This is a genomic window from Streptomyces sp. NPDC029292 (assembly GCF_055569295.1).
Map to the genome: position 1 here is coordinate 1 of NZ_JBVHXR010000028.1, position 23,756 is coordinate 23,756.

The 23,756-nt window shown below is 68.6% G+C and carries 20 protein-coding genes and 1 pseudogene; 6 read left to right on the forward strand and 15 right to left on the reverse strand.

The features are described from left to right. Window positions 1-176 precede the first annotated feature (176 nt). The 12 genes and pseudogenes from ACZ4WS_RS41405 to ACZ4WS_RS41460 all read right to left on the reverse strand — a co-directional run bounded on the left by ACZ4WS_RS41405 (window position 177) and on the right by ACZ4WS_RS41460 (window position 13,124). Complete coding sequence (locus ACZ4WS_RS41405; RefSeq protein ID WP_467988389.1) at window positions 177-863, reverse strand: hypothetical protein; 687 nt, start codon at window positions 861-863, stop codon at window positions 177-179. Window positions 864-886: 23 nt separating this feature from the next. After that, a complete protein-coding gene (locus ACZ4WS_RS41410; protein WP_467988390.1) occupies window positions 887-1,552 on the reverse strand; it encodes a hypothetical protein in 666 nt (221 codons plus the stop codon). A 27-nt stretch (window positions 1,553-1,579) separates the two neighbouring features. Then, window positions 1,580-2,935 (reverse strand): putative T7SS-secreted protein, encoded by a 1,356-nt coding sequence (locus ACZ4WS_RS41415; protein WP_467988391.1) that lies wholly within the window; start codon window positions 2,933-2,935, stop codon window positions 1,580-1,582. Beyond that, on the reverse strand, window positions 2,932-3,261 hold the full coding sequence (locus ACZ4WS_RS41420) for a hypothetical protein (protein ID WP_467988392.1): 330 nt from the start codon (window positions 3,259-3,261) through the stop codon (window positions 2,932-2,934). The genes ACZ4WS_RS41415 and ACZ4WS_RS41420 overlap by 4 nt, the downstream gene beginning before the upstream one ends. A 45-nt stretch (window positions 3,262-3,306) precedes the next feature. Then, window positions 3,307-3,558: pseudogene (locus tag ACZ4WS_RS41425) on the reverse strand (hypothetical protein); the annotation flags it as partial. Between the two features lie 513 nt (window positions 3,559-4,071). Continuing rightward, a complete protein-coding gene (locus ACZ4WS_RS41430; protein WP_467988393.1) occupies window positions 4,072-5,118 on the reverse strand; it encodes a hypothetical protein in 1,047 nt (348 codons plus the stop codon). Continuing rightward, the gene (locus ACZ4WS_RS41435; protein WP_467988394.1) at window positions 5,106-5,762 is read right to left on the reverse strand and encodes a hypothetical protein; all 657 of its coding nucleotides are present in this window, start codon (window positions 5,760-5,762) and stop codon (window positions 5,106-5,108) included. Before ACZ4WS_RS41435 ends, ACZ4WS_RS41430 begins: the two co-directional genes overlap by 13 nt. A gap of 228 nt (window positions 5,763-5,990) precedes the next feature. After that, window positions 5,991-6,809, reverse strand: a complete 819-nt coding sequence (locus tag ACZ4WS_RS41440) for a hypothetical protein (RefSeq protein ID WP_467988396.1) — start codon at window positions 6,807-6,809, stop codon at window positions 5,991-5,993. 438 nt (window positions 6,810-7,247) lie between these two features. Then, window positions 7,248-8,543 carry an acyltransferase family protein gene (locus ACZ4WS_RS41445; protein ID WP_467988398.1) on the reverse strand — a complete coding sequence of 432 codons (1,296 nt, stop codon included), beginning with the start codon at window positions 8,541-8,543 and terminating at the stop codon, window positions 7,248-7,250. Beyond that, window positions 8,540-10,681 carry a glycosyltransferase gene (locus tag ACZ4WS_RS41450; protein WP_467988400.1) on the reverse strand — a complete coding sequence of 714 codons (2,142 nt, stop codon included), beginning with the start codon at window positions 10,679-10,681 and terminating at the stop codon, window positions 8,540-8,542. Before ACZ4WS_RS41450 ends, ACZ4WS_RS41445 begins: the two co-directional genes overlap by 4 nt. Before the next feature lie 170 nt (window positions 10,682-10,851). Beyond that, entirely contained in the window at window positions 10,852-11,727 is an 876-nt protein-coding gene (locus tag ACZ4WS_RS41455; RefSeq protein ID WP_467988401.1) for a hypothetical protein, read from the reverse strand. 407 nt (window positions 11,728-12,134) lie between these two features. Beyond that, a complete protein-coding gene (locus tag ACZ4WS_RS41460) occupies window positions 12,135-13,124 on the reverse strand; it encodes a LysR family transcriptional regulator (RefSeq protein ID WP_467988403.1) in 990 nt (329 codons plus the stop codon). A gap of 83 nt (window positions 13,125-13,207) precedes the next feature. On the opposite strand from ACZ4WS_RS41460, the gene ACZ4WS_RS41465 reads away from it, so the two are divergent. Continuing rightward, window positions 13,208-14,581: an MFS transporter gene (locus ACZ4WS_RS41465; RefSeq protein ID WP_467988405.1), complete on the forward strand. Its 1,374-nt coding sequence runs from the start codon at window positions 13,208-13,210 to the stop codon at window positions 14,579-14,581. Window positions 14,582-14,818: 237 nt separating this feature from the next. Here ACZ4WS_RS41465 and ACZ4WS_RS41470 read toward each other — a convergent pair whose 3' ends face one another. The 3 genes from ACZ4WS_RS41470 to ACZ4WS_RS41480 are packed head-to-tail and all read right to left on the reverse strand — an operon-like array spanning window position 14,819 to window position 18,200. After that, entirely contained in the window at window positions 14,819-15,628 is an 810-nt protein-coding gene (locus ACZ4WS_RS41470; protein ID WP_467988407.1) for an ABC transporter permease, read from the reverse strand. Then, on the reverse strand, window positions 15,625-17,253 hold the full coding sequence (locus ACZ4WS_RS41475; RefSeq protein ID WP_467988409.1) for an ABC transporter permease subunit: 1,629 nt from the start codon (window positions 17,251-17,253) through the stop codon (window positions 15,625-15,627). The genes ACZ4WS_RS41470 and ACZ4WS_RS41475 overlap by 4 nt, the downstream gene beginning before the upstream one ends. Continuing rightward, window positions 17,250-18,200 carry an ABC transporter ATP-binding protein gene (locus ACZ4WS_RS41480; RefSeq protein ID WP_467988411.1) on the reverse strand — a complete coding sequence of 317 codons (951 nt, stop codon included), beginning with the start codon at window positions 18,198-18,200 and terminating at the stop codon, window positions 17,250-17,252. Before ACZ4WS_RS41480 ends, ACZ4WS_RS41475 begins: the two co-directional genes overlap by 4 nt. A 122-nt stretch (window positions 18,201-18,322) precedes the next feature. On the opposite strand from ACZ4WS_RS41480, the gene ACZ4WS_RS41485 reads away from it, so the two are divergent. The 5 genes from ACZ4WS_RS41485 (at window position 18,323) to ACZ4WS_RS41505 (ending at window position 23,747) form a co-directional block, all read left to right on the forward strand. Beyond that, entirely contained in the window at window positions 18,323-19,567 is a 1,245-nt protein-coding gene (locus ACZ4WS_RS41485) for a sensor histidine kinase (RefSeq protein ID WP_467988413.1), read from the forward strand. Then, entirely contained in the window at window positions 19,564-20,256 is a 693-nt protein-coding gene (locus tag ACZ4WS_RS41490) for a response regulator transcription factor (protein WP_467988415.1), read from the forward strand. The genes ACZ4WS_RS41485 and ACZ4WS_RS41490 overlap by 4 nt, the downstream gene beginning before the upstream one ends. 418 nt (window positions 20,257-20,674) lie before the next feature. Beyond that, a complete protein-coding gene (locus tag ACZ4WS_RS41495; protein WP_467988417.1) occupies window positions 20,675-21,967 on the forward strand; it encodes an ABC transporter substrate-binding protein in 1,293 nt (430 codons plus the stop codon). After that, a complete protein-coding gene (locus tag ACZ4WS_RS41500; protein WP_467988419.1) occupies window positions 21,964-22,929 on the forward strand; it encodes a carbohydrate ABC transporter permease in 966 nt (321 codons plus the stop codon). Before ACZ4WS_RS41495 ends, ACZ4WS_RS41500 begins: the two co-directional genes overlap by 4 nt. Continuing rightward, window positions 22,926-23,747 carry a carbohydrate ABC transporter permease gene (locus tag ACZ4WS_RS41505; RefSeq protein ID WP_467988421.1) on the forward strand — a complete coding sequence of 274 codons (822 nt, stop codon included), beginning with the start codon at window positions 22,926-22,928 and terminating at the stop codon, window positions 23,745-23,747. Before ACZ4WS_RS41500 ends, ACZ4WS_RS41505 begins: the two co-directional genes overlap by 4 nt. Window positions 23,748-23,756: the final 9 nt, after the last annotated feature.

Consider the following 23,756-nt stretch of genomic DNA (forward strand, 5'->3'; position numbering starts at 1 on the left):
CCCCCCCCCCCCCCCCCCCCCCCCCCCCCCCCCCCCCCCCCCCCCCCCCCCCCCCCCCCCCCCCCCCCCCCCCCCCCCCCCCCCCCCCCCGCTGCCGTATGCCCGGGAACTCAACTCGCACACGCCACGCCGTCATTTCGGGCTGTCCTCTCCGCCGGCAGAGCCCTTTCCCGTGATCAACCCGCCACGCTCGTTTCCGGTTCCAGTGGATTGTCGAAGCTGACCAGCTCCGCAATCTGTCGGAGGATTCCGCGGTACTGCTCGCGACGGGCCACAGCCGTCGTGCTCAGAGTGAGTGCGACCAGACGCCGGCAGTCCGGGTGCGGCACATGGGCGTGAATCTGGAGGAGCGGCGTCTGGGGGAGGCCGCTGTCCGGCTGGGCAGTGAGTACGGTCTCGCTGAGGGTGGCCGGGCCGCAGGGAAGTTCGAGGTACTCGACTCGAGTGTGGCCTACCGCTGAAGTCACGGCGCGGGCTGCGGTGACTGCGCGGGGGGCCACTGCCGTGTCACGCCACGAAAGGGTGAAGAGGGAGAGCAGGGGCTGACCGCTGCTGTTGCCTGTGTCGTCGATGTCGTCGCGGTGCAGGCCGATCGAGCAGTGGACGGTGCCGACTTCGCGCAAGGCCCCCAATAACTGCTGGCCCTGAGCAAATTGGGCGATGAACTGCTGACGGATCATGCCATCGGGCGCCGCGTCCAGAGCCGGGGCCAAGGCGTCCCGCAGTGTGTCGGCAGCCGAGGATCCCGGCGAGGGCAGCAAGGCGGCGAGCGGCAGCGCCGTGAAGCCCGGGGGTTCAGCGAACCAGAGTTCGTTGTTGAGATCCTTGGCGGAGTCGTGGAGCGTGAAGCTGGGGGTGTACATCAGATGCCTTTTCCCGGCGCGTATCAGGGTTGGGCCGGGTGAATGCCGGCACGTCGGCCACGTTCGATGTCCTCATGAGTAACGCCCCAGTCAGCAAGGCTGCGACCTTCTGCGGCCCTCATCTGCTGCTGGAGGACGTGCATGCGGCGAGGCGCCTGACCAGTCGGAGTGGGCGCGGCAATGAGACCGATGAAGCGCGGGTCGCCAGCGAACCACACCACCTCAATCTGCGCCTTCAGCTCAGGCTTGGCGCGGGGGGCCAAACGGCGGCTCCACCACTCCGTGCGTAGATGCTGGAAGAAGACCACCGGCAGTCGCTGCTCCGGATGAGCCGGATTGAGGATTTCGAACCATCCGTACTGCCTCTTACCGGGGACCTCTGGATGCTTGGTCAGACCCGAGGGTACGTCGCGGAGAATCTGCCATGGGTACGTTCGCAAGATGCGTCGCATGCGGAACGCTGGGGGAAAGTACCTCACTTGGAGCACAGCTCGGTACAGAGAGTAGAGCAGAAACGGCAGAAACAGGAAGGTGAATCCTGGAGACAAGACTCCTACCAGCACGGCCAGCAGACCGATCCAAATCGCCCACCAACCGATAAAGCCGCCGACGTTCATAGCCATATGTCCCGCCCAGGCACGGCGGGTAAGCGGATGATCCCAAGCGGTACTGTATTCGGCAGGGTTCACTGGCGCACTCTCTCTGCGGGAAGAAGGTCAGAAGACGTGACCGACGAGATTCAGGATTCCACCGTTGTCAAGGAAGAGCCGTGTGCCGTCAATTCCGGCAACAGAGCCGTCCTTGATGCCATCGTCGTCCGCGTCCACCAGACTGTTGACCAGACCGAATCCACCAGTTCCCAAACCGACCAAGCCTGAGGTAGCGGCTACCGTTTTCTCCGCCTTCTCGGTGTCACTCGCCCCGCGCACTAGCCACCCGGTCAGCGGATTGTCCAGTCGGGAGATGGCTTGCGCCCCTTCCATGGTCTTGGCCCCGAAGACACCCGCCTTCTGTCCAATAGAAAGGGTCTCACTTCCGGCACGAATGGCGTTTACTGCTCCTCGAGTTCCGACCATTACTGCTCCGAGCCCCGGCAGCGCGCCCATGGCGTCGCCTCCCACAGTGACGAGGTTGCTGAAGAAGTCTGCGTCGAACTCGCCCTTGGTAAAGCCATCCTTCAACGACTCCCACATTTCGGGATCTTCGAAGATTCGCCATCCTAAGGCTGTCGCACTCAGAGCAGAGGCCGTGAGCATCAGCGCCGCCACCATCACGACCCCCAGCGGACCGGCGAAGATAATCGCCACCAAGCCGACGACGCCCGCCACGAAGCTGAGAATGTCCGGCAAGTTCTCGCCCAGCCAGTCCAGCGCCGAGTCGAACCAACCCGGCTCATGCGGCGCCAGCTTCTTCGTCGCGTCGCGGATCTTGCCTGCCCGGTACTGGGCTCGATGCTCGTGCTCGTCCGCGAGTTTCCGGGCCTTGCCACGGATCTTTTCCAGCTCGCCCTCGGCGTCGTCCACGGCCGTGTTCGCGTGGGTCAGGGCCTTCTGAGCGTCGGCGTGCTGGGCACCCTTCTTGTCCAGGTCAGGGTGGTCGCCGGCCTTGGTGGCTCGGCCCTTCGCCCGGTCCACGGCAGCCTGCGCTTCCTTCGCGTCGTCCTCAAGGCGCTTCGCCCGGCGCTGGAAGTCGTCGAGCTCGCCTTCCCAGCGATTGAGTTGCTTGGCTGCCTTGCGGATGGAGTGGGCGGCATTCTTGAGATTCAACGGCAGTGGTCCGCCGTCCAGTTGTTCGCGGAAGGCGACGGCTGCGTCGCCCTTCCAGTAGCTGCCGTCCATCAGCTTGGTGACAAGCTCGCGCGTCTCTTCGAGAACCTTCGCGCACCCGACGAGCTTCTTGTGCAGGCCAATCACTGTCTCGGTGCTACCTGGAACAGGGTTGAAGCCTAAGTGCGGGTAGTCAGGGTTCGGGATGTGCGGGGCGGACTTGAGTCCCTGAGGCTTGGCGCGGTCGGCTCGGGACTGGGGGTCGAGAGCCGCTCCCGAGTCCCCCGTACCAGGAGGGTGCCTCACTTCGAAGCCCCACCTTTGCCTTTGCCTTTGCCCTCTCTGGGCTTCTTCAGAGCCTCTTCCAGCGCTCTGTCGACCTCGCGGTAACTGTCCTTGCTCTTCCCGATGATCTTGGCGAGATCTTCGGTCTGCTCACCGATCTGGTCGGCTCCGTACTTCCAGTTGTCCTGGAAGTCCTCGCAGGCGGTGTCGAGGTCGTCGGCACCCAGTCCGGTGACAGTCGCGTCTTCCAGCGCCTTGCGCAGGCCCTTCAGCGAGTCGGTCGATTTCCTGAGCATCTTCATGAAGTGCGCCAGCTCGTCACCGTCGACTGCCAACCGCTCCGCCACGCGTCTCTTCTCCCGGATTCTCTCGGTGTGCCGGGTGCCCCGGCGTCAGCGGTTGATGGCCTGGATCTCCCGCATCACGACGTTCTGTTCGGCCCCGAACGTGCCGTCCGGCAGGGCCCGTTCGCCATTCACGCCGGTGCCCGTCCAGCGGATCTGCCACGTGATGGTGGACTTGAGCTTGTACGAGCTGTCGCCTGAGGACCTCAGGTACCTCACGCCGCACGGCGGGGTCTCGTCCGACTTGCCCTTGGCGTACGCCTCGCCGATCGAGCCATCGGCGTTGATCGTGCAGACTCCTTGGACCCACCGTCGCTCCCGCCACAAGCGGTCAGAAGCACTGCAGCCGTCACACCGGCAGCGGCTGTGGTGAGCAGGCGGGGGCGGCGGTTCACGGCAGGCTCCTGTACGGCGTGGGGTTCGGGAGGGCAGCGACACGCTATCGGGTGGCGTGAGTGACGAAACCAGAGCGAATCGCATCAAGCCCGAGGAAAAGCCGGGCATAGATCAACAGAACACACCAAGCCGACCAGCTCAGATCCTTCGATCGAGTGACGTTGGGAGGCGGGAAGCGTCACCACTTTGGCCACCGCAAAGCCCCTCGATCCCCCCAACCGCAGCCGACAGCCCGCCCAAGCCCTACCGCCCTACCCATCGGGCTCGTTCGCCCTCCCCCTCCACGCCCCAGACTCGACACCGTCGTCCTGGACACCGGCCACCGCTGCGAATCCCTCGACCTGGACGTCGAGTTGAACTGGCTACTCGCCCTCCTCCGGGTAAGGCGGGTGCGCCGCGTCTCACGCCTTACAGCTCTCAGCGGTTGACGGCCTGGATCTCCTGCACCACGACGTCCTGCTGTGCCCCGAACGAGCCGTCCGGCAGGGCCTGTTCGCCGTTCACGCCGGTGCCCGTCCAGTGAATCTTCCACGTGATGGTGGCCCTGAGCTTGTACGAGCCGTCGCCCGAGGAGCGCAGGTACCGCACGCCGCAGGGCGGGGTCTCGTCCGACTTGCCCTTGGCGTACGCCTCACCGATCGAACCATCGGCGTTGATCTTGCAGACGCCGGACGCGGGGTACGTCGTGGCGTCGTCCGTGCCCGGCTCGATCTTCAACGACACCGGCTCCGCGGTGGTCGTCGCCGAGACGTTCAGCAATGGGACCGACGCCGTCACCGACACCGGCTTGAACTTCGTCGTGTCCAGCCACGCCCACGTCGGCAGGTTCACCTTCGTCGTGCCCGCGGGAGCCAGAGTCACCTTCGTCGAGGGGACGCGTATCTCGGCGTACGCCAGCTGCGCCAGCATCTTCGGCGTGATCGCCTCGGGGATGTTCGCCGGCGGAGCCTCACCCTTGTCCACCCAGAAGATGGACTCGTCACAGTCCAGCGCACCCGGGTCACCCTCGCGGCCCTCGGTGACGTACGAGTCCCACCAATAGCCCTTGTCGGCCTTGTCCTTGTTGAAGTCCTTGTACGGGCTGCCGTTCACGTACTTGTTGCGCTGCTCCAAGTCCCACTGGGACCCCGTCGAATCCGCCTCCCAGATCGGCTCCAGATACTTCTGCAACTCGTCCGGGGTGAACTTGGGGGCGTAGTAACACGCGGGCGGGGTCCAGGTGGTGGTCGACGTCACCGGGCCCGCCGACTCGCCAGATCCGTTCTTGGAACGGTCGTAGACGACGGCACCGGCAGCCGAAGACACCGTCCTACCGTCGGAGTCTCCCTTCGCCTGCGTCTGGGACGGGTTCTGCGTCTTCCCACCAAGCGTGTCGTCGGCGAATGCCGAATTCGGGGTCAACACTATGAGTCCAAACGCGACCGCAGCGGATCCTGCCGTCAAGCGGCGCCTCAAGGCTGGCACTTGGCACTCCCACTCTGCGAAATCATCTTCTGGATCACCCACACGCCCTGCTTATTCCGCTTAAGCGACGTGTTGTAGATGACGTAGCTCTTGGCGGTTACAGGCGTCTTGTCGATCTTGCCGCTCTTGATGTACTTCACGAAGGCCTTGCCCTGGTCCTCGCAGTAACTGAACGTCGCGCTTCCGTCCTTGCCGACCGTCACGGTGGGGTTATAGAAGCGATACGCACCCGTGGTTCGGGCCTTGTGGTCCACATAGTTCTGAATGAACTCCTGTGTTCCCGCGGCCGCTTCACCCTCGTAGTAGAAGAGGTACGCCTTGTCCAGCGCGTCCTGATTCGCGATCGCCATGTCCGCCGCTTTGATGGACTGCTCGCCGTCCGCCAAGACCGCGTCTTTGTCCTCATCGCCCGTCTTGGGCCAATCAAAGGTGTAGGTGAGATCCGACGGCAGCGTGATCTTCGGCCGCTCCACCGAACCCGACGCGCTCGCGCTCGGCGACGCCGGCGTCTCACTCCCCGTATCCGCCCCGGCGATCTTGTCGTTCCCCTTGAGTCCACCGTCGCTCCCACCACAAGCGGTCAGAAGCATTGCAGCCGTCGCACCGGCGGCGGCTGTGGTGAGCAGGCGGGGGCGGCGGTTCACGGCAGACTCCTGTGCGGCGTGGGGTTCGAGAGGGCAGCGACACGCTATCGGGGACGCGTGTGACGACACCAGAGCGAATTACGTCAAGGGCGAAAGAAAGTCAGATATAGGCGCACAGAACACACCTAAATGAGAGTCCAGAACCTTCGATTGAGTGACATTGGAGGGGGATTCGTCACCGCGTTGGCCACCGCAAAGCCCGACAGTCACCCGGACCCGACGTGGCCGTCAGCTGGACGCCGCCCAGTCCAAGGTGTCGCTCCCGCCGTCGTCCCACGCGATGTCGACCGCGTCGCCCGAGCGGGTCAGGGTCCCTGAGAGGACGTCGTCGTCGCTCTTGCTGTCGAAGGGCTCGAGTGCGATGCGGAAGGAACCGTCGCTGCGGTCCGCGCCGAGGCCCGCGAGGATGCCCTCGCCGCCCGGGTCGATGTAGGACGCCGAGTACTTGCCCTTGTAGTCGCCCGACGTGTACTTCTCCCCGATCGTGAGGGTCTTGCCGGCCTCGTCCTGCCACTGCCCCTCGAAGCCTGTCGCGTCGGGCGGGGTGGCGGAGTCGTCACTCGGGTCGTCGCCCGTGTCGTCGACGGGGTCGGACTCCTCGGCGGTCGGCTCATCGACGTCTTCCGTGGTCGAAGAGGCGCTCGGCTGCGCGGACACGCTCTTGTCGGCCTTCGGCTTGTTGTCGTCAGCCTCGCCGCCGCTCGTCGCGAGGTAGACGCCGCCGCCGATGAGGGCGACGGCCGCGACGGCGGATCCTACGATCAGCGCGAGCCGTCCCTTGGGCCGGCCGTCGCCGTTCCCTCCTCCGGGCGGCGGCGGGTAAGACCCGTACGGTGCACCGTAGTTGGGCGGCTGAGTGCCGTACTGGGGCTGGCCGCCGTACGGCTGCGGCTGCGATGGCGGCTGCGGCTGCGGCTGCGTGGCATACGGGTTGGGCGTCTGGCCGGGCGGTCCCGGGGGCTGCGGCGGCGGCGAATACGGCCCCGGGTACGGCTGCTGCGGGGTCCCATAACCGTCCTGCGGCGGCTGCCCGGGAGGGTACGTCATCGGCGGATGCTCTCCTTGGTCGCGACAGAGAGGCAGCCAACACCCGCCTCACCCGACCCAAACCTTCACCACGCGCACATCCCACGCAAGGGCAGCCCGTACTCAAGTACGTACTCAGATCAAGCCCTTCGCCGTGCCTCCACGCCTCACACTGTTCCGGCACAACCGGGGATTCCGCTTCACCGCGATGACTTCCGACTCTTCACGCTGTGGGAGGAGGGGCAGCGATCAGGGCTGGCACCCGGTACTCCCCCTCTGGAGGCAGCGTGGTGCGAACGGTGCTCCTCACTACGGCCGGCACTGCGCCGCCCCCCCTCGTGGAGATGATCTGAGACGTCTGCCAGACGTCGCGCTCGCGCTCGGCGACGCCGACTTCCCGCTGCCCGCCTCAGCCCCGGCGATCTCGTCGTTCCCCGCCCGTTCACGTTCCCCGCCCGTTCACCCCCGCCCCCGATGCGCCCCGGCCCGTGCCCCACGGCCACGTCCCCGCCCCCGCGCCCCGTCCGGCCAAAGCCGAGGATTCCGCTTCGCCGCAATGTCCTCGATCCATCCAAAGGCCACGATCGCCAGCCCGATCAGTGGCCACACCAGCGCGAACATCCACAGCGTGTACGTCGTGTCGAGGGCCGCCACCGCGCGGTCGCCCTGCATGAAGGGGAGGTTGTACGCCTGGTCGATGATCGGGACCGTGGCCATGATGAGCATGTTGTGCCAGAGGTAGATCGTGACGGCGCGGTTGTTGGACAGGGTGACCAGCTTGTCCCACTTGGCCAGGCGGTCGGGCAACTCCTGCCAGGACGGGCTGTATTGGAGCAGGATGACCACGAATCCGAACGACCATGTCGCCTGGGCCAGTGGGATGTCGTTCAGGTCCCAGCCGTCGGGACCCAGGTGGCCCGACGCCCACCACAGGCCGAAGGCCATGAGCAATGCCGAGCAGGAGATCGCGAGGTAGCGGGGGACCTTCGTCAGTACACCCTCGTGGTGGGCGAAGCCCAGGACCCAGCAGCCACCGAAGACCGCGAAGTCCGAGACGGCATTGCCCGTTTCGCCGGGGATGGTGACCAGGCCCGTGCCCACCACTGCCGTCAGGGCCAGGGAGGCCAGCAGGGTGGCCCAGGGCACTCGGCGGAACGCCCACAACAGGAGCGGGGAGGCGATCACGAACCACAGGTAGGCACGCAGGTACCAGAGCGGGCCCGCCGCCTGCATCGCCCAAGTGTCCTCCAGGAGGCCGGATGTGGAGCCGACGTGCGAGGGGTACGGCGGGGCGCCGATCGGGATGATGTAGTTGATGAGGTCGGCCACGCCCCACGTGCCGCCGTGGTCCGGGTCCTTCACCGGGTTCCAGCCGCCCGCGAACATCAGGGCGAGGGCCACCACGCTGAACGCCCAGAGGGGCGGCAGCAGACGACGAACGCGTCCCCTGATGACGCCCAGCGCCGGGCGGCTCAGCGAGCGTGCCATCAGTGAGCCGGCCAGGGCGAACATCACGCCCATGGAGGGGAACAGGACCGTCAGCCAGGCCCAGCCGAAGAGGTGGTACACCACGACTCGGACCAGGGCTATCGAGCGAAGCAGGTCCAGGTAACGGTCGCGGCCCGGCTTCTTCCCGGCCGCAGCAGTGGCAGAGGCAGGTGCCTGTCCCGGTGCCGGTGCCGGTGCCGGTTCAGGGACGAACCTCGGCGCTCCCAGCGGTGGCGTCGCACCCGCCGTGTAGTCGTGCGTCGTCATCCGACCGGCCTCCGATCATTCCCGCTCGGCGCGTTTCCGGTCCCTGCCCGCTGCCGCGAGATCGCCCCGGGCGCCTCCACCACTCCCATGCGCCGCAGCTTCTGCCAGCGCAGGCGGCCTCCGGTGAGGGCGGTGATCCAGGACTGGAGCAGGACCACGTACATCAACTGCCGGTAGAGGATTTGCTGGAGCGGGAGCGATATGACGTGGGTCATGCGTTCGCGGTCCAGGCGGAAGGCGTACGCGGCGCACGCCGCCTGGATTCCCAAGACGCCCAGCCAGGCCGCGATCGTCTTCTGCGTCGGGCCGAAGACCACTCCGTACAAAAGAAATACATCGATCAGCGGCGCGAGCAGCGGGGCCAGAACCATGAACAGGGACACCAGCGGCAGGCCCACCCGGCCGAAGCGCCCCGACGGGCCCCGCTCTACGAGCGCTCGCCGGTGCTTCCAGATCGCCTGCATCGTGCCGTACGACCAGCGGTAGCGCTGGGACCAGAGTTGCTGGACGGACTCCGGTGCCTCCGTCCAGGCTCGGGCCTTCTCCGCGTACACCACCCGCCAGCCGTCCCGGTGCATCGCCATCGTGATGTCCGTGTCCTCGGCGAGGGTGTCGTCGCTCATGCCGCCGACTCGTTCCAGAGCGGATCGGCGGAACGCCCCTACCGCGCCCGGGATCGTCGGCATGCAGCGCAGGACGTCGTACATCCTGCGGTCGAGGTTGAAGCCCATCACGTACTCGATGTGCTGCCAGGCGCCGATGAGGGAGTCGCGGTTGCCGACCTTCGCGTTGCCCGCGACCGCGCCGACGCCGGGGTCGGCGAAGGGCTGGACCAGTTCGCGGACGGTGGCCGGTTCGAAGACCGTGTCGCCGTCCATCATCACGACGAGGTCGTAACGGGCGTTGGCCAGGCCCCTGTTGAGGGCGGCGGGCTTGCCCGCGTTGTGCTGGCGTACGACGCGGACGTCCGGCAGGCGCAGGCCCTCGACGATGCGCGCGGTGCCGTCGGTCGAACCGTCGTCGATGACGATGACCTCGATGGGGTGTTCGCTCACCGTCAGTGAACGAACGGTGTTTTCAATGCACTTGGCTTCGTTGTACGCCGGGACCAGTACCGACACCGGTTCGGTGACCGGAGTCGGGCCCCACCGGAAGCCGCGGGCCCGCACCCGTCGGGTGTGGACGACGGAGAGCAGGAGCATCAGGCCGAAGCGGGCGAAGACCAGGACGCCGATGACGGCGACGCCGACGACCAGGGTGTCGGTGGTCCCCTCGGAGGCCTGGACCAGGTAGATCCAGGCCCTGCCCTTCCACAGGTCGAGGCCGGCGACCTCGGTGTGCGCGCTGGGGACCTTGAGCGCCTCGGTGAGGTTCTCGAACTCGTAGCCCTGCTGCTGGAGTTGGGGCAGGAACGTGTCGAGTGCCTGGACCGTCTGGTGGCGGTCGCCGCCGGAGTCGTGCATCAGGACGATCGCGCCCTTGCCGCCCCTGGGTGTGGCGCGGCGGATGATCTCGTCGACGCCGGGCTTCTGCCAGTCCTCGCTGTCGGCGTTGTTGACGACGGTGATGTAGCCGCGCGTACCGATGTGCCGCGTCACCGGCCAGGACTTGTTGTCCATGGCTTCGGCGGAGGAGGAGTACGGGGGGCGGAAGAGGGACGTACGGATGCCCGCCGCGCCCGCCAGCGCCAGCTGGCTCTGGGACAGCTCCCAGTCGATGCGCTTCTTGGACTGGTACGAGAGGTCGGGGTGGTTGAAGGTGTGCAGGCCGACCTCGTGGCCCTCCCGCACGATGCGCCGCACGAGCTCCGGGTAGCGCGAGGCCATGGTGCCGGTGACGAAGAAGACGGCGTGCGCGTGGTGTTTCTTCAGTACGTCGAGGACCTTGGGCGTCCACTTCGGGTCCGGGCCGTCGTCGAAGGTGAGGACGAGACGGCGATCGGGGACGTTCATGCTGGTCGTACGGCCATTGCGGGTGTCGATGACCGGGCCGCCTTCGAGGATCGCCTTCGGCACCTTGTCGGCGGCCGCCTCGGGCTGGACGCGGTGGTCGGCGAGGATCTCGCTGTGCGTGTAACCGCGCAGCATCAGCATCGCCATCAGGGCGAGGAGGATGAGCGAGGGCAGCAGATGGCGCATGGGCAGGCGGCGGCGCCGGGAGGCGGGTTTCGGTTCCGGGCGCCCTGCCCGGGGAGCTGTGCGCCTTGCCCGAGGTGCGGGGCGTAACGCAGGGCGCGTGAGACGTAACGCAGGGCGTGCGGTGCGCGGCGCAGGGCGTTCAGGGCCGTGACGGCTTGTGCGGGATGCCATCAGAGGACGTTCTCCAGGGACGAGGAGCTGGTGGTGCCCGGCTCAGGCGCTGAGCGGCTCTGCCCGACGGGGCCGTCCGCGACGTTCTGCGAGCCGCCGCCGTCGGTGATCGGGCTCGCGGACGGGTCGGCCGGGGTGCCGCCACTGGTCGAGGGGCTCGGGTCCGGGGAGTTGGACACCGGGCCGGACGGGCTGGAGTCCGGGTCCCCGGTGGTGCTGGTGCCCGGGTTCGGCCTGGTCGTGGTGGAGGTCGAGGGCTCGGGGTCGGTGGAGGTGCCCGGATGGGCGGCGCTGCCCGAAGGGGCGGGCGTCGCGCTGGCTCCCGGCGACGGTGTCGTACCGTCCCCGGCCGTCGCGCTCGCACCCGGCGCGGCACCGACCCTGCCGGACGGTTTCGCCGGGTCGGGGGGCAGCGGCGAGGTGTCGACCTTCCCGGCGGGTGGATCGTCCTGCCGGCCCGGCATCGGGAGCCAGGGTGCCCTGGAGTTGCCCGACAGGAGGGTGACGACGATGACGACCGCGTACACCGCGCAGGCGATGCCGACGAGGAAGCCGAGGCGGCGGAATCTGCGGCTGCGGCGGCCCGACTCGTCGACGAAGACGGGGCCGTCCGAGCCCTCCTGGGCGCCCTGGGCACCCCTGGCCTGCTGGACCAGCGATTCGTCTAACTGGCGTCCGGTCCCGTCGAGTTGGACCGTCACCTCGTTCGGATCGTGGGTGTGGCCGGGCTCGTCGGACTGCTCCCAGGAGGGGGGCGGAAGGTTCGGGCCCCCCGGGTCGGGATCAGGAACAGGATCCGGCTCCCGGAGCCAGGACGCCGTACTCCCTCCGGCCTCCGGCCAGACGACCGGCTCGCCTCCTGTACGCCGGGACACGTCCGCTACCCGCCGGGCTCCGTCAGCCCCTGACCGGAGCGCCTCCGCACCCCGCCGGGACCCATCAGCCCCTGGCCGGAACGCATCGCCCGCCCGCCGTAACCCGTCCGCCCCTGAGCGGGACTCATCGACCCCCGACCGGGACTCGTCGGCCCCTCGCCAAGGTGACGGATCGGCTCCGCGCCCGTCCGGCTGATCAAGATCTCCTTGATCAGGTTGGGCGTCTTTTCGCCAGTTCTCCACGTGCACGCACATCCCCCCACGGGACAGTTACGGGTGCGCGCACGACTCCGGGCAAAACTCACTTGTCGTCCGGATCGGGCCCCCACCCGATCCGAGCGCCCCCCTTGACACACTGCGCCCGGACCAAAAATGTAGCGCACAGCAGTGACACTCGTTGCTCTGCGTCAATTCTGGTTCATCATGATGAGTGCATCTGTGGCCGGAATCCATCCATCTTCGGGTCTCAGCAACCACCTTTCCTCGGTGGCGAGTTCGGTGGCGGCACATCGAAGTGCGTTGATACCTGGGTGCACCAGCCCCTTTCGCCACACCAGCGACACAGGCGACAGGGGAACGGGGTCGACAAGGGGCCTCAACACCGTTTCAGGCATGGCCGGAAAACCCACCACGGCGAGGACGGGGTTCCGTTTCTTGGCCATGACCCGCTCGAACTCCTCGGCTCCGACGGCCACCGGAGCGGGTGGCGCGAGCCCGATGCCACGCCCCTCGAACAGCTGACGGGCCAGGTCGGTCCACTCCAGCGTCCGCGGGTTTCCCGCTCCCGCGTACACGGTCTCGCCCGCGAGCGCGTCCAGCGGCACCTCGTCCAGCGCGGCGAGGTGATGGTCCTCGGGCAGGACGACGGCCATCGGCTCGTACCGTACGGGCTGCTGCTCCAGCCGGGCCCTGACCACCGGGTCGAGCCCCGCGAACCGCCCGAACGACGCGTCCAGCCGACCGGCGAGCATCTCCCCCGCCGCGCCGGTCAGCCCGCTCTCGAAGCGGGTCATCAGCTCGCTGTCGGGGGCGAGTTCGCGGGCCCTGTCGAGGACACGGCTGGAGATGAGACCCGCGAAGTTGACGTCGACGAGAAGGGGGCGTTCCTCCCGGCCCCGCGTGAAAGCGGCGATCAGCGCATCCTGCGCCTCCAGCACGCGCCGCGCGTACGGCAGCAGCCGTTCACCGTCCGCCGTCAGTGCCACCTGCCGGGTCGTCCGCGCGAACAGCTCCGCCCCCAACTCCCGTTCCAGGCGCCGGATGTCACGGCTCAGTGCCTGCTGGGCGATGTACAGCCGGGTGGCGGCCCGCGTGAAGTGCAGCTCCTCGGCGACGGCGAGGAAGGCACTCAGGAGGCGGGGCTCGAGGTGGGCGGTGGAGCGCTGTTGGGCAGACATCCCGCGAACTTACAACCCAGGTGCGTCAATCACCACGGAGAAGGTGTTGGACCCCCCGCCCCACCTCGCGCGACGGTTGATCCATGCCGCAACAGCCCACCGAGCAACAGCCCACCGAGCAGCCGCCCCTGTCCCTCCTCACCGTCACCTGCGACAGCCTGGTGGCCGCCGACTTCAGCCCCCGCAACCGCACGGCGGCCTCTCGCAAGTCAGCCCCTCGCACCGCAGCCGCCCGCACCACGACCCGCCGGATCCCCCGAATCCCCCGAATCCCCCGCACCCCGTACCACCGCCTCTTCGCCCTCCCCGGCACCCGCGCCTTCACCCTCGGAAATCTCATCGCCCGCCTCCCCATGGGCATGTTCAGCGTGAGCGCGGTCATCATGATCGCGGGAGCGCGGGGCTCGTACGCCCTCGCCGGTGCCGTCACGGCGACCGGTCTCGCGGCAACGGCGGTGGTCGCCCCCTGGACCGCGCGTCTCGTCGACCGGCACGGCCAGGCCCGTACGGCCGTACCCGCCACCGCCTTCGCCCTGCTGGGTTCCCTGGCGCTGGTGCTGTGCGTGCACTACGGGGCCCCCGACTGGACCCTTTTCGTCGCCTACGCCGCCACGGCCACGACGCCCAACACGGGGGGCATGTCACGCGCCCGCTGGGCCCATCTCCTCAAGGGCGACCCCGCCGCGATCCATACCGCGAACTCCTTCGAACAGGCCGCGGACGAGCTGTGCTTCATGCTGGGCCCGGTGTTCGCCGCCTTCCTGTGCGGCACGTTCTTCCCGGAGGCGGGCACACTGGTCGGCGGCATCTTGCTGATGACCGGCGTGCTGGTCTTCGCCGCCCAGCGTTCGACGGAACCGCCCGCCCAGGGCCGCACGAAGGCCACGTCCAAGTCCCCCGTCCGGAGCCCCGGAATGCCCCCGCTCCTCCTCGGCTTCCTCGCCACCGGCGCGGTCTTCGGCTCGATGGAGGTCGTCACGATCGCCTTCGCGGACGCGCAGGGCCACAAGGCGGCCGCGGGCGCGGTCCTCGCCCTGCAGGCGGGGGGCTCGTGCGTGGCGGGTCTGCTGTACGGGGCCCTCAAGCCGGCCGGTCCCGCCGAGCGGCGATACCCGTTGTGCATCGCCGCCATGACGGTCCTGATGGCCCTACCCCTGCTCGCGGTCTCTCTGACGGGTTCCTTGGTGGCCCTCGCCGGCGCGCTCCTCATCGCCGGCATGGCGACCGCGCCGACCATGGTCACCGGCATGACCCTCGTCCAACACCGCGCGCCCGAAGGCCGGTTGAACGAGGGCATGACCCTCGCGGTAACCGGCCTCCTCGGCGGAATCGCCTGCGGCTCGGCGGCGGGCGGCTGGGTGGTGGAGCACGTTTCGACGACGGCGGGGTACGGGGTTCCGCTCGCGGCGGCGGCGGTGGCGCTCCTGATCTCGTGGGTGGGCGGGGTACGGCGCTGAGCTCCGGCGGATTTAGGGCCTGTATTGAGTTCCCCGTCGTCCGCCCGAAGGGCTGGCGCAGCGGCGTTCGGTGCGTAGCCTCGGTGTGCGGCGTTCCAGGTCATGTGGCGGAGCCACCTGTCCTGGGGCGCCGTGCAGCGAGGGTGCGTGCCGGGCGTCGGGGCGCAGACGGGGAACTCAATACAGGCCCTAGTGCGGGTGCTTTCCTCCGGCCCGATCCGCCGGACGCCCTGGCGCTCACACGTCGCGCAGCCGCAGCAGCACCCCGCCGACGAGGAGCGCCCCGGCGGCCCAGGCGGCGGGGACGCCGAGGCCCTGCCAGGGGCTGAGGGGCAACTGGTCCAGGCCGGTGGTGGCCTGGATGTACAGCCCCGCGGTCATCGGCGCGATCTGCTCCAGATGCCGGTGCCAGTGCGGGTCGCTGACCGCGTTGGCGGTGATCGGAAACAAGTAGAGCAGGCCGAGGACGATCCCGACGGCCATGGCAGCGTCACGGACGGCGGTGGCGATGCCCAGGGCGAGCAGGGCGATCAGCGCCAGGTAGAGGACGGACCCGGTGGCGGCGCGCAGCATCGGCCCGTAGTCCAGGGACAGTGACGGGTATCCGTGCGCCGGTGTGAAGCCGTGGCCGGGCAGGATGAGCCGGCCGACCAGCACGGAAGCGGCCACGGCGACGGCTCCGGTCGCCAGCACCAGGCCGGTGACGACGGCCGCTTTGGCGGCGAGGACGGTGGTCCGGCGCGGCATCGCGGTGAAAGTGGTGCGGATCATGCCGTTGCTGTATTCGCCGCTGACGGCCAGCACGGCCACGAGGACCGCGATCGTCTGGCTGAGGTAGATCCCCGCGAGGCTGCTCCTGGCGGGGTCCGCGCCGCAGCCGACAGCTGTGCACTTGAGGGACGTGGTCGCCGCCACGGCTACCGCCACGGTCAGCGCGATGACGGCCACCAGCAGCCAGACCGTGCCGCCGGTGGTGCGTGCCTTCGTCCACTCCGCGCGCAGCACCGCCCCGGCGTACGCCCGTTCCACAGGCGCGGCCCGCCTCATACGTCCCTCCGGCGCAGCAGGAAGGCGGCCAGGCCCAGGGCGACGGCTGCCCAGGCGCACAGCACCGCGAAGCCCGCCCAGGGCGCCAGCGGGTAGTAGCCGTTCGGGGGTGTGTAGGAGAAGACGACTTGTGCATACCGCGGATATGGCTGCTGGATGGCGAAGGCGGCGGCCGGGGTGAGTCGCAGCAGCCAGTTCGCGGCGCCGACCGGCAGGAAGGAGACGCCGCCCACCGCGAGGAAGTACGGCAGGACGATCACCACGATGACGGCGACGACCGCGATCGCGCTGCGCCGCAGCACGGTGCCGATGGCGAGGGCGAGGACCGCGGCGACGGCGAGCAGCGCCGCGGTGCCGACCACGATGCGCACCAGGGTGAGCGTGGACACCGGGTCGATGGAGACACCGTCGGCGCGCATCTGCCGTTCGCCGATCACGAGGGCGCCGGTGATGGCGACGAGGCCGGCTACGAAGGTGACCGCGCCGATCACGACGGCCTTGGCGGCCAGCACCCGACCGCGCCGGGGACTCGCGGTGAGGGTGGTGCGGATCAGGCCCCGCCGGTACTCCGAGGTGATGAACACCGTGCCCACGACGACCATCGCGATCAGCCCGGCGAACATGCCGACAAGGGTGTCCGAGAGGGACACGCCGCTGGTCGGTCCGCCGGGAACGGCCGGTGCGATGTCGCCGGAACCGGTCACCGTGAGCGTGCCGCCGCTTTGCCGGAACGCACCTCCTCGTAGCGGGTATACGGAGCCGTCGGCGCCGCCCATCTGGCCGTCGACCCACACGCCGCCGGGCTTGGCGCCCTGGAGGTCGAGCTTGTCGATGGCGGCGGTGATCTGGCTGGGGCCGCCTGTCTCGGTCTGCGAGGTGACGCTCTGGGAAACCACCTTCGTGTGGACCGGGGAGGCGGCGAACAGCCCGATCTGCGCGGTGGCGGGCAGTCCGGCCAGGGTGACGGCATCGACCTTCGTCCAGTGGGTGCCGTCCGCCGAGTCGTACCCGGTGATCGTGTCACCGGAGCGAGTCAGCCGCAGCCAGCGCGGGGATGCCGCGGAGACGTGACCGGCGAGGCCGGGCCGGTCGTGGGTGTAGTCGTACTGCATCCGCACCCCGTGGCTGCCGGTCACCATCATCGCCGCGTACGCCGATCCCGGGGCGGTGCCGTCCTTGATGATGATCCCGGCCTTCCCCCAGGGCTGGAGACCGGGTTTCATGCCCGCCGTCGGGTTCTGCCCCGGGCCGACGCCGACCGGCGAGCCGCCGTTCTCCGAGTACAGGCCGGTCAGTGACGTCATCCGGACGGTGATGCTGCCGTCCCCGCGCAGCGGCTGGTGCACGAAGTAGAAGGTGTCGGTCACCGCCCCGCCGTCCGGCCCCACCGGGGGGCTGGGGCAGTCCGAACCGTTGAAACTGCAGGAACTGTGCTGGAGCAGGGTAAGACCCATGGTCGCCAGGACCGCGACGACCAGGCCGATGGCCCAGCCCCGGACGGTCCTGACCTTGGTCAGCTCGGCGCGCAGCAGGGGCGCGAAGCCACCGCGCCCGGGCCGCAGTTCCGACACGTACGGCGCGATGCTGCCCGTGCTGCCGGTGGTGCCCGTGGTGTCCGTGTTCATCGGGTCGCCTCCCTGCCCGCCCGGGAAGCGGAGGGGTCGGCGGCGTGGAACTCGACCGCCTTCCCGGTGAGTTCCAGGTACGCCTCCTCCAGCGTGGCCCGGTGTGCGGATACTTCGGCGAACGGCACCGCGCTCGCGGCGAGCAGCGCGACGACGCGCTCCGCCGCCAGCCCGGACACGGTGAGTGTGCCGGGCCCGGTGGCGGCCACGTCGGCCCCGGCGTGCTCGAGCACGCCCATCGCCCGCGGGCCGGCGGTGGTGCGCAGCGTGACCCGGTCCCCGGACGCCGCGGCGATCAGCTCGCGGACGCTCGTGTCGGCGATGACCTTGCCCCGGCCGACCACCACCAGATGGTCCGCGGCGTCCTGGAGCTCGCTCATCAGATGGCTGGAGACCAGCACGGCGCGGCCCTGCCCGGCAAGCTTCCGCAGAAGCCCGCGCATCCACACGATGCCCTCGGGGTCCATGCCGTTGAACGGCTCGTCCAGCATGAGGACCGGCGGGTCACCGAGCAGCGCGGCAGCGATCCCCAGACGCTGCCGCATGCCCAGGGAGTAGCCGCCCGCCTTCCGCCGGATCACCGACCGCAAGCCGGCCTGCTCGACCACTTCGTCGACCCGCGCGGCGGTCAGACCCTGGGAGTGCGCCAGCCACAGCAGGTGGTTGCGCGCGGTCCGGCTCGGCTGCAGTGCGGCGGCGTCGAGCAACGACCCGACGTGGGTCAGCGGGTGCCGCAGCGACCGGTACGGCTGCCCGCTGACCGTCGCGGAGCCCGCGTCGGCCGCGTCCAGGCCGAGGACGACCCGCATCGTGGTGGACTTCCCCGCGCCGTTGGGGCCCACGAACCCGGTGACCTGGCCGGGCAGCACGGTGAAGGACATCCCGTCGAGCGCCTGTGTCGCCCCGAAGCGCTTGCGCAGTCCGGAGACTTCAATGGTTGCTTCCATGCACACAGTTGTCGGGCACCGGACATAACGCGGGCCGAACGCCGGCCGTTATTCCGCTGTTAGGTCCAGCGGGGCATCCTGGAAGCCGGAATCGCGGTGCCTGGCCCCCGGGGAGACGAACGATGAGCATGCAACCGGCCGCGACCGCCAGGCAGCGGCCCCGGCCGTGGTCGCGACGTACCGTGCGGCTGCGGCTGACCGCCCTGTACGGCACCCTGTTCCTGCTGTCCGGCGCCGTGCTGCTGGGCATCGCCGGCGGCCTGTTGGTGGGGAACTCCACGATGTCCTCCAACGTCGACGCCCCACCCCCGAACGCGGAGGGTCAGACGTCGGATTCGGCGCTGACGCAGGCCCGGTCCCGGATCCGGACGCTGGAGAAACAGCTGGCGGCCGAGCACGAACAAGCGAGTTCCGGCATACCGCAGGCCGTCCTGGAATCGTCGTTGGTCGCGCTCGGTGTCATGTCGATGGCATCGGTCGCGCTCGGCTGGGGCGTCGCGGGCCGCGTGCTACGGCCGCTGCGCGAGATGACGGCGGCCACTCGGCGATTCTCTGCCGACAGCCTGCACGAGCGGCTGGGCCTGGCCGGCCCCGCCGACGAGGTCAAGGAACTGGCCGACACCATCGACGAGTTGCTGGAGCGGCTGGAGGGTGCCTTCGTCGCGCAGCGCCGGTTCGTCGCCAACGCCTCTCACGAGCTGCGCACTCCACTGGCCACGATCCGTGCCTCGCTGGACGTGGCGGTGGCCAAGCCGGAACCCGTGCCCGCACAGACCACCGCCCTGGCCGGCCGGCTCCATGTCGAGCTCGACCGGATCGACGGCCTGCTGGACGGCCTCCTCGCGCTCGCCCGCGCGCAGCACGGTGACCTGCCCGGCCGCACCACGCTGTCGCTCGACGCGGTCGTGTCCTCGGCCCTGGCCACGCGAGCCGAGGCCATCACCGCCGCCGGCCTGACCGTGCGGCATACCAGCAGCCCAGGAGGTTCCTGGGTGGAGGGAAGCCAGGAGCTGGTGTGCCGCATGGTCGACAACGTCATGGAGAACGCGATCGTCCACAACGACGAAGGGGGCTGGATCCAGGTCGACACCGGGACACGCGGTCCGCTCGCCTGTCTTACCGTGGAGACCGGAGGGAAGATTCTCGACCAGGAGCAGGTCGAGCAGTTGATCCAGCCGTTCCGCCGGCTCCGCGCCGACCGGACCGGCTCGGACAACGGAGCGGGTCTCGGCCTGTCCATCGTCGCGGCGGTCGCCGAGGCGCACGGCGGCACCCTGGACCTGACCGCCCGAGCCGGCGGCGGACTGCGCGTCAGCATCGCGCTGCCGCCGGCGCATCGGATCCTTTCGGCGGGAGACCCGGTATGAGGGTCCTGGTCGTCGAGGACTCCCGATCCCTCGCCGATGTCCTCACCGAAGGGCTCCGCGATCAGGGAATGGCCGTGGACACGGCCCGGGACGGGCTGGAGGCCGCGGCCAAGCTCGATCTCAACGTCTATGACGTGGTGGTTCTCGACCGCGACCTGCCGGGCATCCACGGCGACACCCTCTGCCGGATGATCACCGAAGGCGACAACCGCACCATGGTCCTCATGCTCACCGCGGCCGGATCGCCCGGGGACCGCGTCAGCGGCCTCGGCCTGGGTGCCGACGACTACCTCGGCAAACCGTTCCACTTCCCCGAGCTGGTCCTGCGCATCCGGGCCCTGGCCCGCCGCCAGCCCGCCGCGCGGGCCCGGATCCTGCGCGCGGCCGGCGTGGAGCTCGATCCGCTGCGGCGCACGGTCACCCGAGACGGGCGGCAACTCGACCTGTCGGTCAAGGAATTCGGAGTACTGGAGGCACTGTTACGCGCCACGCCCGCCTTCCTCAGCGCCGAGGGCCTGCTGGAACAGGTCTGGGACGAGCACGCCGACCCGTTCACCAACACCGTCACCGTCACCATCGGCCGCCTGCGGCGCAAGCTCGGAGACCCGCCGGTCATCACCACCACACCGGGTGTGGGGTACCGCGTCACCGGCGGGCGGATGGGGGACGACGCGATCGGCGGCGGCTGACAGATCGCGTCGGCGCCCATGCCGCCCACCATGGGGTGCCGGTCTCGGCGGCCGCAATCTCCCTCCTGATCTCGCCGGTGGGTGCGGTACGGCGCTGAGCGCGCCGTCGGGCGACAGTGGCATGCCGGGGGCGACCGGCCGTCAGGGGTGCGCCGGTAGGGCGACCGGGAGGACAGGCCGCCGTCCGGTCTCGCGGCGGTGGTGATGGTGGCGTCGTGGGCAGTCGCGGTGGCCTCCACGATGGACGTCCCCGCGTCCGACCCACCGAACGCCGCCCCAATTCCGACGCACCCCATTGACGAGCCCACAGCCCCCACATACCTTCCCCCGTCGAAGCGCTTCGACGTCACGCATCGAATCGATTCGATGAACGCTGCGTGATGGCCCGAAATTCATCCAACTCCCCTGGAGGCAATGGATGTTGACGACACGAAGGCGTGCGGCGGTGACGGCGGTGGCCCTGGTGGGGTCCCTGCTGCTGGCCTCCTGCGGTGACTCGGACGGTGGTTCGCCGGACGGCAAGACGCTGAAGTTGTGGCATTACGAGGGACCGGACAGCGCGATGGGCGTGGCCTGGAAGGAGGCCATGAAGGAGTTCAAGGCGAAGCATCCGGGCGTCAAGGTGGAGTTCGAGGAGAAGGGCTTCGAACAGATCCAGAAGACGGCCCCGATGGTTCTGAACTCCAATGACGCGCCGGACATCATGGAGTACAACAAGGGCAACGCAACCGCCGGGCTCCTCTCCAAGCAGGGGCTCCTCACCGATCTCACCGCCGAAGTCACCAAACGCGGCTGGGACAAGAAGATCACTGGCGGTGTGCGGACCATCAGCCAGTACGACGCGGGCGGGGTCATGGGCTCCGGGAAGTGGTACGGCGTGCCCAACTACGCCGAGTACACGATGGTGTTCTACAACAAGGACCTCTTCAAGAAGTACGGGATCGCCGAGCCCACGTCGTTCGACGAACTCACCGCCGCCATGGACACCTTCGTGGCGAAGGGAATCACTCCGCTCGCGAACGCGGGCGCCGAGTACATGGCCCAGCAGTATCTGTACCAGCTCGCGCTCTCCAAGGCCGATCGGTCGTGGGTCGACTCGTACGAGCTGTACAAGGGCAAGACGGACTTCCACGACGCGGCCTGGACGTACGCCGCCGAGACCTTCGCCGACTGGGTGAAGAAGGGCTACATCAGTAAGAAGTCCACCAGCACCAAGGCCGAGGACGCCGGGGTCTCCTTCATCCAGGGCAAGAGCCCGATCCTCTTCTCCGGCAGCTGGTGGTACGGGCGCTTCCAGACGGAGAACAAGTTCGCCTGGGGGACCTTCCTCTGGCCGGGCAGCAACCTCACGCTCGGCTCCGGCGGCAACCTCTGGGTCGTCCCCAAGGGCGCCAAGAACAAGGAACTCGCCTACGACTTCATCGACATCACCATGTCGAAGAAGATCCAGAACCTGCTGGGGAACAAGGGTGGGGTTCCGGTGGCCGCCGACCCGGCCGCCATCACCGACCCGCAGTCCAAGAGTCTCATCGCCAACTTCAACACCCTCTCCGGCAAGGACGGACTGGCCTTCTATCCCGACTGGCCCGTCGCCGGCTTCTACGACGTCCTCGTCTCCGAGACACAGAAGCTGATCACGGGGAGCGAGAAGCCGGGCGCCTATCTGGACGCGTTGCAGACGGCGTACGACAAGGGCGTACCGAAGACATGACGGTCACCGTCGAGCGGGGCGGCCGGGTGGTCCACAAACAGCACGAGGTGAGGCACCCGCGCCGCCCCCGCAACTCCTACGCCCTCTTCCTGCTCCCCGGCGTCCTCGCCTTTCTCACGGTCGTCGTCGTCCCGTTCCTGATGAACACCGGTGTGAGCTTCACCGACTGGCAGGGGGTGGGCTCGCCCAAGTGGTCGGGGCTCGCCAACTACCGCGAGCTGATGGACGATGCGGAGTTCTGGGCGTCCTTCCGGCACAGCCTGTTCATGGTCGTCGCGATGGCCGCCGTACCGACCGTCCTCGGACTCGTCCTCGCCGCCGCCCTGTTCGACTTCGTCGGCAAGCACTTCGGGACGAGGACAGCCGCCGTCCTCCGTGCCTGCTTCTACCTTCCCCAAGTCCTGCCGATCGCCGTCGCGGGCATCGTGTGGAGCTGGATCCTCGCGCCCGACAACGGCTCCCTGAACGAGCTCCTGAAGGCGGTCCACCTCGGATCGCTGCAACAGGACTGGCTCGGCGATCCCGACATCGCCCTCTACAGCGTCATGGGGGTGATGGGGTGGGTGCAGATCGGCTTCCCGCTCGTCGTCTTCATGGCGGGGCTGCAGCGCGTCGATCCGCAGTTGTACGAGGCCGCCGAGCTGGACGGCGCCGGGTGGTGGCGGCGCTTCTGGCACATCACGCTGCCGCAGATCAGGCCCGAGATCTACGTCGTCCTGCTGTGGTGCACGATCGCCGCGCTCAAGGTGTTCGGGGCGGTGTACGTCCTCACGAAGGGCGGGCCCGGAGGCGCCACCGACGTGCCGTCCTACTTCTCCTTCACCACCTTCTTCGAGAAGACCCAGGTCGGGTACGGCGCCGCGATCTCCACCGTGCTGACCGTGATCATCCTCGTCCTGGCCCTGATCGGTCTCAAGCTCCAGACCCGGGCCGAGGACGCCGAGGAAGGGATCCGCACATGACCGCCCTGCGTCGCTATCCGGTTCTTCTCGCCCTCGCGATCGCGGCCCTCTTCATGGTGCTGCCGTTCGGCATCGTCGCGATCAACGCGGTCAAGTCCCCCGCCGAGTACTCCGCGCACGGTCCGCTCAGCCTCCCCAAGGGCCTCTACCTCGACGGCCTGAAGGACTTCTGGCAGCGCGTCGACTACGGCCAGAAGCTCATCAACTCGATCCTGATCTCCGGCTCGGTGGCGATCGGCGCCGCTGTCCTCTCCGTCCTCAACGCGTACGCGATCGGCATCGGGCGGATCAAGGGCCGCACCTGGGTGCTCGCCTTCTTCGTGCTAGCGAACATGCTGCCGCAGGAGGCGCTGGTCTACCCGGTCTACTACCTGAGCAAGCAGGCAGGTCTCTACGACACCCGGCTCAGCGTGATCATCGTCTTCACGGTGATCCAGGCGGCCTTCGGCACCTACCTCCTCTCCTCCGTCCTCGGGCAGTTCCCGCGCGAGATCATCGAGGCCGCCCGGATCGACGGGGCGAACAAGTGGCAGGTGCTGTGGCGCATCGTGGTCCCGGTCAGCCGCCCCACCATCGGCGTGCTCCTCGTCTTCTTCTTCATCTGGACCTGGAACGAATTCCTGCTGCCCCTGGTCATGCTGATCTCCAACGACAACCAGACGGTGTCGGTGGCGCTCGGCGTCCTGCAGGGCCAGCGCCTGATGGACGCCACCATGACGAACGCGGCCGCCCTCCTCGGCGTGCTGCCCGCCATCGTCTTCTTCCTTGTCTTCCAGCGGACCCTCACCCGCGGCATCGCCGTCGGCGCAGTGAAGTAAGGGGTACGA

Excerpts from the sequence above, each read along its gene's own strand:
- ACZ4WS_RS41405 (WP_467988389.1), bottom strand. The coding sequence starts at position 863 with ATGTACACCCCCAGCTTCACGCTCCACGACTCCGCCAAGGATCTCAAC.
- ACZ4WS_RS41440 (WP_467988396.1), bottom strand. The coding sequence starts at position 6,809 with ATGACGTACCCTCCCGGGCAGCCGCCGCAGGACGGTTATGGGACCCCG.
- ACZ4WS_RS41445 (WP_467988398.1), bottom strand. The coding sequence starts at position 8,543 with ATGACGACGCACGACTACACGGCGGGTGCGACGCCACCGCTGGGAGCG.
- ACZ4WS_RS41450 (WP_467988400.1), bottom strand. The coding sequence starts at position 10,681 with ATGCGCCATCTGCTGCCCTCGCTCATCCTCCTCGCCCTGATGGCGATG.
- ACZ4WS_RS41460 (WP_467988403.1), bottom strand. The coding sequence starts at position 13,124 with ATGTCTGCCCAACAGCGCTCCACCGCCCACCTCGAGCCCCGCCTCCTG.
- ACZ4WS_RS41465 (WP_467988405.1), top strand. The coding sequence starts at position 13,208 with ATGCCGCAACAGCCCACCGAGCAACAGCCCACCGAGCAGCCGCCCCTG.
- ACZ4WS_RS41470 (WP_467988407.1), bottom strand. The coding sequence starts at position 15,628 with ATGAGGCGGGCCGCGCCTGTGGAACGGGCGTACGCCGGGGCGGTGCTG.
- ACZ4WS_RS41475 (WP_467988409.1), bottom strand. The coding sequence starts at position 17,253 with ATGAACACGGACACCACGGGCACCACCGGCAGCACGGGCAGCATCGCG.
- ACZ4WS_RS41480 (WP_467988411.1), bottom strand. The coding sequence starts at position 18,200 with ATGGAAGCAACCATTGAAGTCTCCGGACTGCGCAAGCGCTTCGGGGCG.
- ACZ4WS_RS41485 (WP_467988413.1), top strand. The coding sequence starts at position 18,323 with ATGAGCATGCAACCGGCCGCGACCGCCAGGCAGCGGCCCCGGCCGTGG.
- ACZ4WS_RS41490 (WP_467988415.1), top strand. The coding sequence starts at position 19,564 with ATGAGGGTCCTGGTCGTCGAGGACTCCCGATCCCTCGCCGATGTCCTC.
- ACZ4WS_RS41495 (WP_467988417.1), top strand. The coding sequence starts at position 20,675 with ATGTTGACGACACGAAGGCGTGCGGCGGTGACGGCGGTGGCCCTGGTG.
- ACZ4WS_RS41500 (WP_467988419.1), top strand. The coding sequence starts at position 21,964 with ATGACGGTCACCGTCGAGCGGGGCGGCCGGGTGGTCCACAAACAGCAC.
- ACZ4WS_RS41505 (WP_467988421.1), top strand. The coding sequence starts at position 22,926 with ATGACCGCCCTGCGTCGCTATCCGGTTCTTCTCGCCCTCGCGATCGCG.